Source organism: Bacteroidales bacterium, from assembly GCA_026418905.1.
Classification (GTDB): Bacteria; Bacteroidota; Bacteroidia; order Bacteroidales; family DTU049; genus JAOAAK01.
Window position 1 is genome coordinate 19,102 of the sequence record JAOAAK010000030.1, and the last position, 15,632, is coordinate 34,733.

At 35.3% G+C, this 15,632-nt stretch carries 15 protein-coding genes; 6 read left to right on the forward strand and 9 right to left on the reverse strand.

What is annotated here, in order from left to right; translation table 11 throughout:
- Window positions 1–30 precede the first annotated feature (30 nt).
- The 3 genes from N2Z72_06325 to N2Z72_06335 are packed head-to-tail and all read left to right on the forward strand — an operon-like array spanning window position 31 to window position 2,514.
- A complete protein-coding gene (locus tag N2Z72_06325) occupies window positions 31–834 on the forward strand; it encodes a hypothetical protein (protein ID MCX7697290.1) in 804 nt (267 codons plus the stop codon).
- Window positions 831–1,439 (forward strand): rhomboid family intramembrane serine protease, encoded by a 609-nt coding sequence (locus N2Z72_06330; GenBank protein MCX7697291.1) that lies wholly within the window; start codon window positions 831–833, stop codon window positions 1,437–1,439. Before N2Z72_06325 ends, N2Z72_06330 begins: the two co-directional genes overlap by 4 nt.
- A gap of 7 nt (window positions 1,440–1,446) precedes the next feature.
- Window positions 1,447–2,514 carry a CofH family radical SAM protein gene (locus N2Z72_06335; protein MCX7697292.1) on the forward strand — a complete coding sequence of 356 codons (1,068 nt, stop codon included), beginning with the start codon at window positions 1,447–1,449 and terminating at the stop codon, window positions 2,512–2,514.
- Here N2Z72_06335 and N2Z72_06340 read toward each other — a convergent pair.
- From N2Z72_06340 to N2Z72_06380, 9 genes are all read right to left on the reverse strand, one after another.
- Entirely contained in the window at window positions 2,511–3,227 is a 717-nt protein-coding gene (locus N2Z72_06340) for a hypothetical protein (GenBank protein ID MCX7697293.1), read from the reverse strand. The two genes, N2Z72_06335 and N2Z72_06340, sit on opposite strands and share 4 nt — an antisense overlap.
- Window positions 3,228–3,238: 11 nt before the next feature.
- A complete protein-coding gene (locus N2Z72_06345) occupies window positions 3,239–5,623 on the reverse strand; it encodes a TonB-dependent receptor (protein MCX7697294.1) in 2,385 nt (794 codons plus the stop codon).
- A 72-nt stretch (window positions 5,624–5,695) separates the two neighbouring features.
- Window positions 5,696–5,956, reverse strand: a complete 261-nt coding sequence (locus N2Z72_06350) for a hypothetical protein (GenBank protein MCX7697295.1) — start codon at window positions 5,954–5,956, stop codon at window positions 5,696–5,698.
- Between the two features lie 48 nt (window positions 5,957–6,004).
- Window positions 6,005–6,577: a D-sedoheptulose 7-phosphate isomerase gene (locus tag N2Z72_06355; GenBank protein MCX7697296.1), complete on the reverse strand. Its 573-nt coding sequence runs from the start codon at window positions 6,575–6,577 to the stop codon at window positions 6,005–6,007.
- On the reverse strand, window positions 6,558–7,511 hold the full coding sequence (locus tag N2Z72_06360) for a glycosyltransferase family 2 protein (GenBank protein ID MCX7697297.1): 954 nt from the start codon (window positions 7,509–7,511) through the stop codon (window positions 6,558–6,560). Before N2Z72_06360 ends, N2Z72_06355 begins: the two co-directional genes overlap by 20 nt.
- Window positions 7,512–7,516: 5 nt before the next feature.
- A complete protein-coding gene (locus N2Z72_06365) occupies window positions 7,517–8,032 on the reverse strand; it encodes a DUF4199 family protein (protein MCX7697298.1) in 516 nt (171 codons plus the stop codon).
- Window positions 8,033–8,062: 30 nt separating this feature from the next.
- Complete coding sequence (locus N2Z72_06370; GenBank protein ID MCX7697299.1) at window positions 8,063–10,216, reverse strand: S46 family peptidase; 2,154 nt, start codon at window positions 10,214–10,216, stop codon at window positions 8,063–8,065.
- A gap of 151 nt (window positions 10,217–10,367) precedes the next feature.
- Complete coding sequence (locus N2Z72_06375) at window positions 10,368–11,705, reverse strand: hypothetical protein (GenBank protein ID MCX7697300.1); 1,338 nt, start codon at window positions 11,703–11,705, stop codon at window positions 10,368–10,370.
- A gap of 47 nt (window positions 11,706–11,752) precedes the next feature.
- Window positions 11,753–12,292: a nitroreductase family protein gene (locus N2Z72_06380; protein MCX7697301.1), complete on the reverse strand. Its 540-nt coding sequence runs from the start codon at window positions 12,290–12,292 to the stop codon at window positions 11,753–11,755.
- Between the two features lie 145 nt (window positions 12,293–12,437).
- Here N2Z72_06380 and N2Z72_06385 point away from each other — a divergent pair, with 145 nt between their 5' ends.
- The 3 genes from N2Z72_06385 (at window position 12,438) to N2Z72_06395 (ending at window position 15,629) form a co-directional block, all read left to right on the forward strand.
- On the forward strand, window positions 12,438–13,301 hold the full coding sequence (locus tag N2Z72_06385) for a PCMD domain-containing protein (GenBank protein ID MCX7697302.1): 864 nt from the start codon (window positions 12,438–12,440) through the stop codon (window positions 13,299–13,301).
- Window positions 13,298–13,981, forward strand: coding sequence for a hypothetical protein (locus tag N2Z72_06390; GenBank protein ID MCX7697303.1), 684 nt, complete (start codon window positions 13,298–13,300; stop codon window positions 13,979–13,981). Before N2Z72_06385 ends, N2Z72_06390 begins: the two co-directional genes overlap by 4 nt.
- Before the next feature lie 154 nt (window positions 13,982–14,135).
- Window positions 14,136–15,629 (forward strand): hypothetical protein, encoded by a 1,494-nt coding sequence (locus N2Z72_06395; protein ID MCX7697304.1) that lies wholly within the window; start codon window positions 14,136–14,138, stop codon window positions 15,627–15,629.
- Window positions 15,630–15,632 lie beyond the last annotated feature (3 nt).

Consider the following 15,632-nt stretch of genomic DNA (forward strand, 5'->3'; position numbering starts at 1 on the left):
GGGAGATTTGCTATTTTTGCTCAAAATTTTATGCTAAAAAAAACTTGGTTTTTGTGGTTGTTGGCAATTTTGATTGGGCTAGGTATCATGTTTTTCCAACGATTAACAGGACCTACTTATCCATTATCTCTTAAACTATCCATTGAGGGTCAACGTTTAAAAATTAAATTTCCAAGAAGCTGGACAAGTGGTCAAAATGCTAAAATATCGATTTCTTCAAAAAAATTATCAGGTCAGTTTTTCATTTTTTATCGCCGCTACAAAAGTCATGATGTTTGGCAACGTGATACTTTTTCTTACCAGAACGGTCAATATGTATACAATTTGCCCACCCTACCACCAGCTGGTAAGATGATGTATTCTGTTGTATATTCGGACGGATTCACTGAAAAGCAATTGCATCCTGAACCCGTAATTTTAAGATATAAAGGATATGTCCCAACTTGGATATTGATTTTGCACGTGTTGATGATGATTTTGTCTGTTTTCTATGGTATTAGAGCAGGATTAGAAGCTTTGATAATAAGAAAACATCTCGTAAGTCTATCAGCTTTTGCAACGTTATTCCTCTTTGTTGGTGGTCTAATATTGGGTCCTGTTGTTCAGTATTATGCTTTTGGTGCTTTTTGGACAGGTTGGCCTTTTGGACATGATTTAACAGATAATAAAACAGCTCTTAGTTTGTTAGTATGGTTATTTGCTCTATGGAGGCTTCGTAAGCATCCCAACAACTGGAAAGTGGTCTTGATCGCATCACTAGTACAAGTTGCCATGTATTTTATTCCTCATAGCTTGTTAGGTTCGGAGCTTGATTTTGTTAAAGAAAATATATGAATTTCTATTTGTGGATTTTGATACTAACCACCTTGATATCTGTTCTTGCATTTTCGAGTTCCAATTTGATGAGCAAAATGATGTTTAGACCTTATCAGATTTATGAACATGGAGAATGGTACCGTTTTTTCACATATGGATTGGTTCATGCCGATTTGATTCACTTACTAGTGAACATGTGGGTTTTATATATTTTTGGCTCCGTAGTGGAAACTTCGTTGGTTCAACTCAAGGGATTTCGTGGAGAAATGTTTTTTTTGATGTTATATGTAGGTGGCTTGGTTTTTAGTCCTCTTTTGTCGTTTCAGAAACATAAAAAAGATATTTTTTATTCTGCTGTTGGTGCTTCTGGTGCTATATCTGCCGTGGTTTTCGCCTTTATTATAATGTATCCACTTGCCCCTTTAATGATTTTTCCAATCCCCATACAAATTCCAGCCGTATTCTTTGGAATCGCTTATGTTATCTATTCATGGTATATGTCTCGAAAAGCTAATGATCAAATAGGTCATGATGCTCATTTGCTTGGGGCAATATACGGAATTGTTTTTATGTTTATCATTGAGCCCAGATTGATTCTTCACTTTTTTAGCAAAATTTTCTAGTGATTTCATGGTAAACCTTGAAAAGTTTGTTCGAAAATGGTACGAAGATGAAAGTTTAGATCTCAATTCCTTCTCTCAGGCATTATGGTTATATCCGTTGGAAGAGTTGATTGGTCTGGCTCATGATATCCGTTTGAGACTAGATGCTAATGGTCGTGTTGGCTATGTGGTAGAAAGAAACATTAATTATACCAATGTTTGTGTCATTGGTTGCAAGTTTTGTACATATCATTGTTCTATACAAAGTAAAAAGGGGTTTGTTCTGAGTCAGCAGGAATTGTTTTCCAAGATATCTGAACTCGTAGATAGAGGAGGAAGACAAGTTTTTCTACAAGGTGGCATTCATCCATTTCTGCCGCTTTCGTGGTATGTAGATATGCTTCAGTTCATTAAAACTCATTTTCCACATCTTCGAATACATGCTTTTAGTCCAGTAGAGATATACCACATAGCAAAACGGAGTCAGATGTCGATTGAGAATGTGCTTAAGGTCTTACAAGAAGCTGGTCTTGATTACTTGCCGGGGGCTGGAGCTGAAATTCTCGTTGAGCGCGTACGAAAAATCGTTTCTCCTAAAAAAATAAGTGATCAAGAATGGTTGAACATTATGCATATTGCTCATGAAATGGGTTTGCCAACTTCTGCAACCATGATGTACGGACATGTGGAAACACTTGAAGAACGCATTGAGCATTTAAGGAAAATCTATTTGCTTCAAAAAAATAAGCCTGCAAATACTCCTGGTTTTGTGGCATTCATTCCTTGGCCCTATGTAGGAAACAAAAATTCTATTGGATCCCATAAATTTGTATCTCCTCATACAGCGGTTTCTTACCTGAGATTGATTGCTATTTCTCGAATTTTGCTTAACAATATCCCTATTCTGCAAGCTTCATGGCTTACGGTAGGTATAGAAGTTGCTCAGATGGCACTTCATGCTGGTGCTAATGATATGGGCAGTATTTTGATCGAAGAGAAAGTCATCACCGGGGGGAAACATCAACCATTCCCAAATGAGACTGAAATACAACAAATAATTCGGGATGCTGGCTTTATTCCTTTTAGACGTAATTAAATTTTCGGTTTTATTTGAACTTTAATGTATTTAACGATTTGAAGGGCAGTAGTTATTGTACTCAAATTGGTGAAAAGCCTACCGCTACCTCCCGTGGGATCACCATGCCCAATGGGTTGAAGAAAGTATTCTTCATCGGTTTGTTCAAAATCTATCATGGCAAAATAAACTATGCTGGGTTGTCCAGAAACTTCATAAGCCCTATTACCAGGAAAACGATTGTTATGCCAGTATTCATTGAAATCGAAAGGTTGATTAATCTCAAAAAACAAAAAACCCTTTCCTTGATAGTTTTCATCTAGCCGGGTAATGATTCGGAAGTTTTTGGGAGGAGTTGGCCCAGTATAAGCATCGGGAATAGAATTTTCGGTAGTTGGGATGTATAGTCCGTCTCTTTCTTTAATTCCTCTTTGATGCGACCAAAGAGGTAGGGTAGAAGGATGACGTTTTTCACCTGGTACCCATCGATTATCCTCTACTTTACCACGTTCATATACTCCTTTTCCAACAGATTGCGAAACGTAAAGTGTTTGAATAAATTTTCCGTCGGTGTTTGTGAGCCAAATTGCAATCACTGGATGATTGTATTTTTTACCTCCTGCAACTTCGATGATGATTTCTTGACCTTTCCCGTTTGGGTTTTTGGTCATTTCTACCCACTGTGCTGTATTTATCAGAGGGATTGCGAAAAATATCAGGTATAAATTTTTCATTTGGTAATTGATTATAATTGAATTATAACTCCTATAGTTGGTAGGATGGTACCTGTTCCATCTGAGGGAATTTCACGCAATATATATTTCTGAGGGTCATTAGGATCAATGAGAGGTTGTCCTTGAGGATCGAGATTGGTTAGCCGAGGGAGCTCCTGCGCTTTAAAATTGTAAAGATTTTGTATGTCTAGGTATAGGCGAAAATCAACTTTTTTAAACTGTATAAATTTTTTTTCAATGCGAATATCAAGCTGATGAAAGGGTTTAAATCTTTCTCCATTAAGCTTAGAATAGTCGAAATAAGGTCTGTTTTGGATGTCCCAGAAAGCGCGTATTGAGGATGTTTCGTAATCGTAGGGGGTGTATGGCAAGCCTCCAGCGTATCGCCAGCGAAAAGCGAAAGTCCAAAATTTTTTGAACCTTTTGTAAGCAGACACCACAAAAATGTGACGATTATCCCATGAAGTTGGACGATAGTTGCCGAGAGCATCCTTAAATTCACTTATCGCAAACGTGTAGGAAATTGAAGCGTAGGCTGTTTGATCATAACTAAAGATCTGAGCAAAAAGCTCACTTCCATAAGCCCTGCCTTTTGAAATGGATGTTGCTGGTTCATTTCCAATTGCACCATAATCAAGAGGTTTGAAAGCAAATGAAAGTCCATCCGTTAAAGAAGTCGGATATTTCGAGTAATGTTTGTAGAATCCTTCAAGAGTAATTTTAATGTTGGAATCATACAAATATGTAAACCCTGATACCACATGTGTTGACTGAATATATGAAAGTCTTTTTTTATTAACGAATATCCCATTTTCAAGATAGCCCATGGTCGTATAAGGTGGCAACTGAAAATATCTCCCTATTCCAGATTCCCACGATATTTTGGGAGCAAGTTTAAGTGAAGTGGCTATTCGAGGAGATATTTGTTTAAAAGGATTGTTCATTGTAGCACTATAGGTTGTTGCATCTGTTCTCACACCAGCTGTAATGGAGAGATTTGAATTAAAAAATTCTCGACTGGTTTGAAGGAAAACACCATATTTCCAAAAATACAAGTTGGATTCGAATTCTAACGTATCAATTGAATTACTCTTTAATAGTTTTTGAAAAGTCTTATTTTCATAGGTAGCGTATTCAATGTTTAAACCATACTGGATTTTACTCAAAGGCCATCGGTAAGTTCTTTCGATTCGAAACTTATTTTCTTGTTCGTTGCTGGAATAATCAAGTAATTTTTTGCTTGGATCTTCGATATTATCAAGGTACTTGATTTGAGAATTATTAAGCATACTGCGGCTTAACACCAGAAGTAGGGATCCATTCTGATAAAAGTGTCGGTATGAAATACCAGTAACATAGTTCCACTGAGAATAAATGGGTAAATATTTAAGAATGTAAAGCTGAAATTCAGTAGGATCCTGAATATTTAAATCAAGTTTCATAACATCAAGAGCCCCAAGACTTAGAAAACCGATTTCATTTCGATTATCTGGTTTGTATCGAATTTTAATTGTGTAATCATTAAAAGTTGGAAGAAAGGGGAGTTGTAATGCTTTAAAAAGCAAAGCCAAATACGAACGGCGTATACTAAAAAGATATCCTGTTTTTTCCCCGATAGGACCATCGGAGGAAAAAGCAGCTTCAGAAGCTCCAATAGAAAAACGGAAAGATGGTTTTGTTTCACGAGGTGTTTTAGTCTTAAACTCAAAAACAGAACTCAAGGCATTGTAACGGGATGCGGGAAAGGAACTAGCAAGAAAATCCAAATTTTTAATGATATCTGTATTTAGAATGCTATTGGTTCCTCCGGAGGCTCCTTGTGTGGCAAAATGGTTTATATAAGGTATTTCAATATCGTCGACGAAAAATCTATTTTCACTGGTAGAACCGCCACGGACAATGATATCATTACGGTTAGCTATAGGAAAAGCAGCAACGCCAGGAAAATTCTGAATAACTCGAGCTATGTCGCGGTTACCGCCAGCGGAATTTTCAATTTCACTTGCACTGATCTTGATGTTAGAAATTGGACTTTCAAGTTTTTTTTCAAATTTTTCAGCTGTAACTTGAACTTCTTTCAATGCAAAACTTTGTTCCTCAAGACTAAATTCAAGTGTTACGGTTTTGTTATTTAACACTTCTATTTCTTGTGTAATGATGGGCTTAAAACCTACCGCTGAAATTCGCAGGACATAAAAACCTGGCGGGATGGAGGCTATGATAAATTTACCATCAAAGTCGGAATAGGAACCCGTTGTTGTATTTAAGACTTGAATGGTTGCAAAAGGAATAGGTTCGTTGTTTTTTGAACTTTTGACATAACCTTCAATGTTTCCTGTTTGAGCGTGTGTAAGAAGTTGAAAATAAAGGATCATACATAGGAAAGAAAACCTCATTTTTTTAGCAAAAGAACAAAAAAGGCTTTTAAAATAGAAAAAAAAATGATGAAAATCAATAAAGAACGTTTATCAGTCGTTGAGCTTTAAAGTAATTAGTTGGGCAGTTACACCATTTAATAAATTCAGCTTTCGAGTAAGTTCTTCATGTTGAGACGTATCACCTACAAGCTCGAGAAAAATTAACCCGTTTTCGCTGCAATTTTCCAACACTCCTTCATGAATACCCAGACGTGTTTTAATAAGACATCCCCATGCGGTTAAAATTTTTTGAACTTGGTCGGCTGTTTCTTTTCTTTGACGCAAATAAATCAAAAGTACATTTTTTTCCATAGAGGAATTTTTTCAAAAATAAAAAATTTTTTATAAATAAAACAAACCTTATTTTGAATGAAATAATTTTTTTTCAACTTCTTCACATATAATATGACCGATCATAATATGGGCTTCTTGTATTCGAGGGGTATGATGAGATGGAACATCTATTAAGATATGAGCATATTGAGCTAATTGTCCTCCTCCAGCACCGGTCAAAGCAATTATTTGTAAACCCAAAGAACGTGCAGTTTCAGCTGCTTTCAGAACATTTACCGAATTGCCGGAAGTGGAAAGGGCAATCAGAATGTCGCCCGATCTCCCTTGGGCACGTATGAGTCGACTAAATATCTGAGAAAAATCATAATCGTTAGCTACAGCTGTAATATACGACGTATTTGTTGTAAGGGATTCTGCGGGTAGAGGAGGTCTTTCCAGTTTGTATCGTCCCGAAAACTCGGCTGCTAGGTGTTGGGCATCAGCAGCACTACCTCCGTTGCCGCAGAGCCACAACCGATTTCCACTAAGAAAACATGAAGCAATAAGCTCAATAGACTTTTCTATTTTCTCGATAAGTTGAACATTTTCAATTATTTTCCTTTTAACCTCGATAGATTCTTCAATGCTGAGTTTTATCATTGTTTTCAATCACTTCTTTAATAATATACTTATTTCTATCGGGACTTACACGTCCGACCATTTCTGCAATAAAGCCACCAATGAAAAGTTGACTTCCTATTATCATACATAAAAGAGCTAGATAAAAAATGGGTAATTCAGCCATTTTCTGAAGACCCATAAAAATCTTAGCATAGGCAAGGTAGCCAGCAATAACAAAGCCTATGAAAAAGAGAAGCATACCCATAGAGCCAAAAAAATGCATAGGTCGTTTGCCAAATCGAGTTACAAACATGATAGTCAGTAAATCCAGAGGTCCACGTATGAAACGGGCCATCCCGAATTTGGAATAGCCATATTTACGTGGTCTGTGAACAACCACTTTTTCACCTATTCGTTGATAACCAGCCCATTTTACTATGACTGGTATATAGCGATGCATTTCCCCGTATAGTTCAATATTTTTAACTACTTCTTTCCGATATGCTTTAAGACCACAATTAAAATCGTGAAGTGGTATACCGGAAAAAAGTCTTACTGTCCAATTGTAAAATTTGGTTGGAATAGTCTTAGATATGGGATCGTAACGTTTTTTCTTCCAGCCAGAGACAAGATCGTATTTTTGATCCTTGATCATTTCATAAAGAGCTGGTATTTCTTCAGGATTATCTTGAAGATCAGCATCCATGGTTATCACAACTTCTCCTCGTGCCCTCTCAAAGCCTACTTGTAGTGCAGCAGACTTACCGTAATTCCTGTTAAAACGAATGGCTTTGATAAAAGGGTATTTAGTGGATAATGATTTGATTACATTCCATGATTGATCAGTACTTCCATCATCAATAAAAATTATTTCGTAACTATATTGTTCTTGTAATACACGATAAATCCACTCTGTTAGCTCTTCTAAGCTTTCCTGTTCATTAAAGAGAGGGATAATAATAGATATGTCCATGAAAATTATTTTTTTCGAGCGATCAGAGCTATAAGAGCTGATAGAACAAGAGATTTAATTGGATAATAAGCAAAATAAAAATAATGAGAAGAAATTTCCTTTAGTTTATCAAGATCTTTGGCAGCTTGTACGAGTCTTTCGTCTTTTTCTGCAAGTTGTAAAATCTCAATTCTTATTTTTTCTATGCAGTCATTTAAATACGCCGTATCGAGTATAAATAATAAGAGCATTTTAACTACCAAAAAAAGAATGAGAGGTAATGCTAAGATTAAAAAGGAACTCAGCCATGCCGTTAGAAAATTGGTAGTTTGATTTTCACTTTTTAAACGAATATCATGAATGGCTTTAAAAGATAGATAACCCAATACGGATGCTTGAACAAGAAAAAAAACAAACTGAAATTTGAAAATATTACCATTAAAAAAATACACTAATAATAAAGGTAGTATTATGCCTATGGTAGCCCACACCAAATATTTACTGGTTACATCTTTTAGAAGAAAAAAATTAACGTTACTCATTTTGAAGGTAAAAATACAAAGAAAAATAATTTAGGATCGAATATCCATTTCATTGATGATTCTTTGAGCGTTCATCATTTTGTCCATCACGAACAAAACATAACGAATGTCGACGACAATAGAACGTTGATAGTCAGGTAAGTATCTAAAATCACTGGTGGTAGCTTCCCAATTCTTATCGAAGGCTAATCCAATCAATTCTCCGTTGCCATTGAGAACAGGACTTCCTGAATTGCCTCCAGTAATGTCGTTGTTGGTTATGAAACAAACCACGAGAGTACCATTTTCTCCGTACCTACCAAAGTCTCTTTTTTCATAAAGTTTTTTAAGAAGTTCTGGAACCTTGAATTCTTCTGAAGTGGGATCTTCTTTCATCAAGAGCCCATCAATAGTGGTATAATACATATATTCGACAGCATCCTTAGGTTTATATCCTTTAATCGTACCAAAAGAAATTCGCATGGTCTTATTTCCATCGGGGTAAAAATTTTTGTTTTGTTGCTTTTCTCGAAGTCCTTTAACATATAAGCGCATCCCTTGGTTTAACTGATCTTGGAGAGGAGTAAGACTTTCAGAAACACTTTTGTTGATTTGTTGTATTTCTTTTCCAAGTATATATAGAGGATCGTTAACAAGAACGGTACGGGTTGGATTTTTTAAAAAATGATTCATTTTTAACGAGTCCCCAAATATGGAAGAAGAAAAAGCAGCATTTGCAAAAAGATAATAATTACCATTGAATTTATTTTTGATCTCTTTAAAAACGTTGAGTGAGTAAAAAGGAGGACAATGTTGGGCATATGCTTGAAGCATAGCAGCTAATAATTTCTTTTCTGTATCAAAATCAAATAAATGAAAATATGTAGTTAATGATTGCATAAGCTTTTGAGTAATTTGATTTAAATCAGTTAAGTTAACCTTCTCACTGGAGAGGATATTATCCAATTCAAAAAAGTCAGGGATGTAGCGAAAGAAAGAATTTCCCGTTGTGAAACATTCGTAAATAAGTCGTTGTGTTTTTTGTAATTCCGCCATTTTCGAGATGGAATTGTAAACTTTAATTAAAGCTGATTTATAATAATCAGATTTTAAGATTTCATCGTTGTCTGCCCAACTTTCAAAATCTTCTTCTTGACTTATTCGTTGATTTATTAAATTTTGTTGCATTATGCTTTGATTTTGTCCTTTGTAGTATTTGTAATAATTTGATAAATACTGATAGTTGGCCACATATTTGAGTCGTACTTTTTGACTCTCTTCCATAGATTCCTTTAATATTTTAAGCTTAATTGCACGAATATCGATGACCAATGGATTAATGACATGATAAAGCATTTTTATTTCATAAGATGTTATGTAACGTTTTGTTGAACCTGGATATCCTAAAATCATGGTAAAGTCGCCCTCTTTCCTTGAAGCTATCGAAATGGGCAGGAAATGTTTTGGCTTGAGAGGAACGTTGGACTTGCTAAAATGAGCGGGTTTTCCGTCGGGTGAGGCATAAACTCGGAAAACTGAAAAATCACCTGTATGTCTTGGCCACATCCAATTATCTGTGTCACCACCAAAATTACCAATGGACAAAGGAGGGGTTAAAACAAGCCTTACATCTGGATATACTTCGTATACGAAGAGATAATATTCATTGCCGTAATAAAATTCTCTCACTGTAGCTTCGTAGAATTCGTTTATAGTAGCTTCTTTTTCCAATCTTCTAGCGATGCGTTGAACAATTTCTTTTCTTTCCTTTTCTGTAGCTTCGAAAGGTATAGAATCAATAATTTTTCTTGTTACATCTTCAACGCGTAACAGAAACTTTACTTTCAGATTGGTATTTGGATACAGTTCCTCTTCGTATGTTTGGGCGTAAAAACCATTGGTGAGAATGTCATTGCTTACTGAGCTTAGAGCTGCAATTGCAGGGTAGCCACAGTGATGATTAGTGAAAATTAAACCTTGTGAACTTACTACATGGCCCGTACATCCAGTTCCAAATACAACTATGGCATCTTTAAGAGAACCTCGGTTAATGGAATAAATATCTTCTGGAGTAAGTTTAAGTCCCAAGGCTCTCATCTGCTCGTAGGTCTCAGGATTCAGCAGAAAAGGCAGCCACATGCCTTCGTCCGCTTTTACAAGTAATAGATTTAGATGTATGGCGATGAAAAGGAAAAGTTTTTTCATAACGTTGAAATTCTTCGTGCAATTTTAAAATAAATTCCAAATAAAAAAAGGAAATGAAATATGACGAATTATCTGTTTTAGATAAAGGATATTAATTTTTACACAAAAAGTTAAAAAAACAAGACATAAAAAGGTTTACAAATGGTTAACTTTATTTAAAAGTAACCTCATATATATCCATGTCTTCAATACATGCATCTTGAGCGGCATTTTTCCACGTTGAATAATAACCAATATTAAGGGGTTCAATAAATTTAAAGCCTATATCATCACAAGTTGTATTGATGGGATATCCTAAGTTTTCCGGAACACTCCAAACCCCTTCGTCGGAAAGAGTTGAAACAAAAATATCGTAACCTCCCATACTGTTATGACCTTTGGAACTGAAGAACAACGTTATTCCATCTTGAAGAACAAAAGGATAATCTTCGTCGTATGGGGTATTAATGATAGGTCCAAGATTATAAGCTGGTCCCCAATCTCCGCTTTCTAATTTTTCAGAAATATACAAATCTTTACCACCATAGCCACCAGCTCGATCGCTAGAAAAAATTAGAAATTTCTCGTTCATAAAAATAAAGCCAGAAGTTTCGTTGTGTTTAGTATTGATATTGGGATTGAAAAGTTCAGGTTCATAAAACTTTTTTCCTTTTGCTTCACAGAAGTATAGATCGTAGTTTTTTTCTTTTTTTTCATCTCGTGAAAAAATTAAACCCTTTTGATTAAAGAGTAGGGATGCAGCGTATTCGCTGAGGGAGGTGTTGAGTTTTTGTCCCATTTTTTTTGGCTTTGACCACTTACCATGTTTTTTAGTACTCAAATACAAGTCAGATTTGTAAACGTCTTGATACACCATACCTCCCGTCGAACCTTTTCGATCTGAGGAAAAGACCATGATTTCATCATCCATACTCACAGCAGGAAGATAGTCATTGTAAGGAGTGTTAATTTCAGTGACAGGTTTAACTGACACATTTTTGTTAGGATTTTCGTAAAATTTTTTTGCATTTTCTAGATATGTTAGCCATTGATTGATTTCATACAAGTACATGGCATCGCGGTTTTTATCGGTGAGGTATGATGAAAATTGTTTAAAAGCTTTCTCAGCCAGATCAAACTGATAGGTATACATGTACATTTGCCCAAGATATAACCAGGTAAAAGCTGGCGAGGCTTTTTCTCTCCAACTATAACTGTAATTTGGATTGACATTTTTTGATGCTTTCACAAGAAAAGGTATGATTTCGGAAGCAGGATAATGAAGATAATAATACGACATGGCTACAAAAAAATTGACGTTCGCATGATTTCTGTCTTGTACGAGCAGTCTTTTAAAACCTCTTAAAGCATTTTTGTAAAATCCGTAGTCAAACCAATCTCTAGATTCTAAAAACAAGTTCTTCCATTCTTTTTCAATTTCTTTTAGTTTTTCTTGCCCGTGAAGAGATAAAAAAATCGTGATAAAAAAGAAAACAAAAGATTTTTGCATCTTTTTTATGCTAAGATAGAAAATTGAAAAAAAACTAATATGACAATTTAAATTTTGGTAACAAATTCATCTAGAGGCTTACGAGGTCTACGATTAGTAGCACGTTCGTGATATTCTTTAGGAAGTGAGTATGGGTCGCCTAGATATCCCAGTGCAAGAATTGTGATGATATCAATATCTTCGTTTATTTGAAAATCTTTTCTAACTTGATCAGGGTTGAATCCTGCCATCATATGACTGTAAATGTCATTTTCCATAGCCTGGATGATCAGAAAACCTATTGCAGTTCCGGTGTCAAACCTAGCGTAAGAATTGGGGTTGTTGTTGTGAGTAAATGTTTTCTTAGCACCTACGACGACTAAAACAGGGGCAGTGGATGCCCACACCTGATTGTAAGGATCCATACTTTTAATAAGTTTTTCGTAGCTATCTTGACCTTTGAAGCTATAATAAAAACGCCATGGTTGTTCATTAAAAGAAGACGGAGCTCTCGAAGCTGCATTAAAAAGTTGCTTCAAAGTAATTTCATCAATGGGGCGAGAATCAAAAGATAACGGACTGAATCTTTTTTCGATTTGAATCAACATATTTTTTAACAAAATTAAAAGATCTGTTTGTTCGAATAGTAATCCCTGTTGGATATCATATTTTAAAGTTGATATAAGTCATTTAAATCAGTCACGTAATAATGTTTTAGGATATTTGTAAAAATTTATTTAAAAGCAACGTACCATGAAACACTTTATTTTTTTCATTTTTTTTATCACAATAACTGCTTCATGGAGTCAGATACCCAATGCGAGTTTTGAAACCTGGCAATCATTTGGTAGTTATGAAAATCCAACTTTTTGGGATACACCGAACGATCTAACTTCCTCGTTTGGAAAAATCGTAGTAAGTAAGGAATCCAATCTTGTTTACGATGGTATGCATTCCATTAAAATAACAGTGGTTAGTTCCTTATTTGGCAATTTGCCTGGTATAGCTGTGTTAGGAGACTTTAGTTTTAACATGAGTACGATGTCGCCGAGCATAACTGGTGGAATTCCATTTACGCAACGTCCGTTGAAATTAAAGGGGTATTATCAATATGAACCTAACTCACCTGATAATGCTTTGATTGGAATTTTTTTGTTAAAAGAGAATGGTTCGTCGTTCGACACCATTTCAGCAGATGGTTTTGAGCCAACAACTACCGCAACACAGTGGACTTATTTTGAAATACCCATCAATTATCGAAACAGTGAAGCCCCAACCCATATGAATATTTTACTAATGCCTACCAACCGATCAATCCCAAGAAATGGAAGTACTTTATATGTTGATAAACTCGAACTTGACTTCCCCACATCAATCACTTTCGATGAAAATGAGATAGATTTTAAAATTTATTTTAACAATTCATCTTTGCTCTTTGAACATGATGAAAAAGAATTATTACATGTTGAGATATACGATGTTCTTGGGCATCTTGTACTTCAAAAGTTAGTGGATAAAAAAGTAGAAACATTTGATTTACCAGCGACCAAAAACATTTTCATAGTAAAAGTTAATTCATCCCGTGCAAGTAAAACTTGTAAAATTGTCTTACCATGAATAGGTTCTCAATTGCTTTTGCTTACCTTGTGGCTACAGTATTTTCCATATTTTCTCAGGAAGAGAAAAAAACCTCTCGATTTGTTGTATTCACTTCTCCATTTGGAGTTTTTACAAACACCATACCATTAGGGGTTGAATATACACTACTACCTTTTTTTTCCCTTAATATTAAAGGAAGTTATACCTACTCAGAAAGTGGAAAAAACGAACTTAACTATTTTAAGTTATATGGGACATCTGTCGGAGGTGATATTAAGTTGTTTATTCAATACAAATACGGTCATTATAAGTTCTCTACTATGTTTAAAAGCTTTAACAAGCTAAATGCAGAAATGTCAGAGTATAGTTTGCAACGTACAGGTTCTGTTCTTGTCTCCAAGTCATACGTAAAATTGGATTATAAGTATGAGGACTTACGTAATCGTTCCTATTTTAGAGGTGAACCCATTGATGGATTTGATTTTGTTCATGGTGCTGGACTAGCCTTCGGTGTAGAATGGCTTTTTTCTAACATGATTTTTATAAATTTTTACTTAGGGCCTTATTATTATTTCCACCATACGTCTGATCAATATTTAAACAATCTTCAGAAAGGCTCTTTTTTTCAATCGATGATGCTTAAAGGCTCAACTGGGACTAAAATTAATTTAGGTTTTGAGGTAGGCTTTCATTTTTAACTTGAATCTTCGGATGCAGTGAGTATTTTTAGCTTCTTATCATAGATCCTTATTGCTTTTAATTGGGGTTTAATTTTAAAATAACAAAAAGTTAAAGTTGTTTTCTCAATGAATTCATTTATACTCTTTAAACTTGCGATTGGTAATACCTTTTATGAAAGTCATCTTTACAGTGTTTTTTAAAATAGTCTTTCTAGCATTAGTTTTTGCTGATGACCCTCCTGCATCAAAATTCGAGATCAAAGGGTATGTTCAGGTTCAGTATCAGAAATTTTTCGTACCTGACACCATTGGTGGAGTTACTCCTTACTTTGCTCATTTTGCTGGTGGTCCATTTGTTGGGTTTTCCACCAGTGATCGGTTTCAGATAAGACGAGGACGTCTCAAGGCCGTCCATCATTCTTCTTTTTCTGAAGCTGTTTTGTCCCTTGACCTGACGGAGAGAAACGTTAGATTAAGAGACGTGTACGTGGGGGTGAGCGAAAAAAAGTGGCAAATTTTTGGGATAGTCGCTGGAATCTTCCCAAAGCCATTTGGAAAAGAAGTACCCATGTCATCTTCCCAACGACCTTTTCCAGAGCGAGCAAGAATAATTCAAACTCTTTTCCCTGATGAAAGAGATCTGGGCTTTATGCTAAACGCTGAAAAGAAATGGAAGGAAAAGCTGCCCACTTTAAATTTTAAAACTGCATTGGTCAATGGCAATGGTGCAACGCTTGAGACTGATAAATGGAAAGATTGGATAGCTTCTTTGCATGTGGATCAGAAAGATGTGGGTGGGTTTTTTTCTTTCAGTGTGGGTTTCTCACTGTATCGAGGAGGAATGAATCATATCTTTGAACCTGTTGATACGGTTGCATCTAATACCAATACAAAGTTTTATGTATACCGTTTTAATAACCATATAAATGATTCAACTGGTCGAACAACTAAGGGCTTTGTGGTTGACACAGCTTTTACTCGATCTTGTGGTAGAACCGGAGGGAAAGTAAATAAAATTTATAATAGCGTTGATTTGAACATAGAATTTAAATCTGTTCTTGGCAAAACATGGATTTATGGTGAATATATTTGGGGGGTTCAACCTACACCAGTTTATTATAAAGATGTGGAACAAGCTTATATCGTCTACAATGGCATGAATAGTTTTAGTTATACTGGCCCCATGATTGGTGTAAGTTGGCCTATGTACGATCAACCTCAGCCTTATAACCCTTCAAGTGTAGGCCCGAGGATCAAACATTACCATACTTTTATCAGAAAAATGAACGGAGGATATATTGGTTTAAGTCAATCGGTTTTTCAGACTCCTTTCAATATACTTTTCAGATTTGATTGGTACGATCCTAATTTGTATGTAAAGGGAAAGGAAATAACTTATAATGAAGATTTGTACTTTAATGATCCAACATATATTAAACCTTATCTTTCACCAGCTGATATAGCTTTTCATACCTTTGGCTGGGGCTTTTCTTGGGCAATTAGAGAAAATGTCACTTTTACAGTTTTCTACGACCATGTTAAAAATGAAAAAGTAGAGATTGGTCCTTATCCAGGAGATTTGAGGCTGGGCAGAATTCCATCGCCTGGATATACAAGAGATTTGGACGATGATGTTTTAACCGTTAGGTTGCAGTATCAATTTTGAATT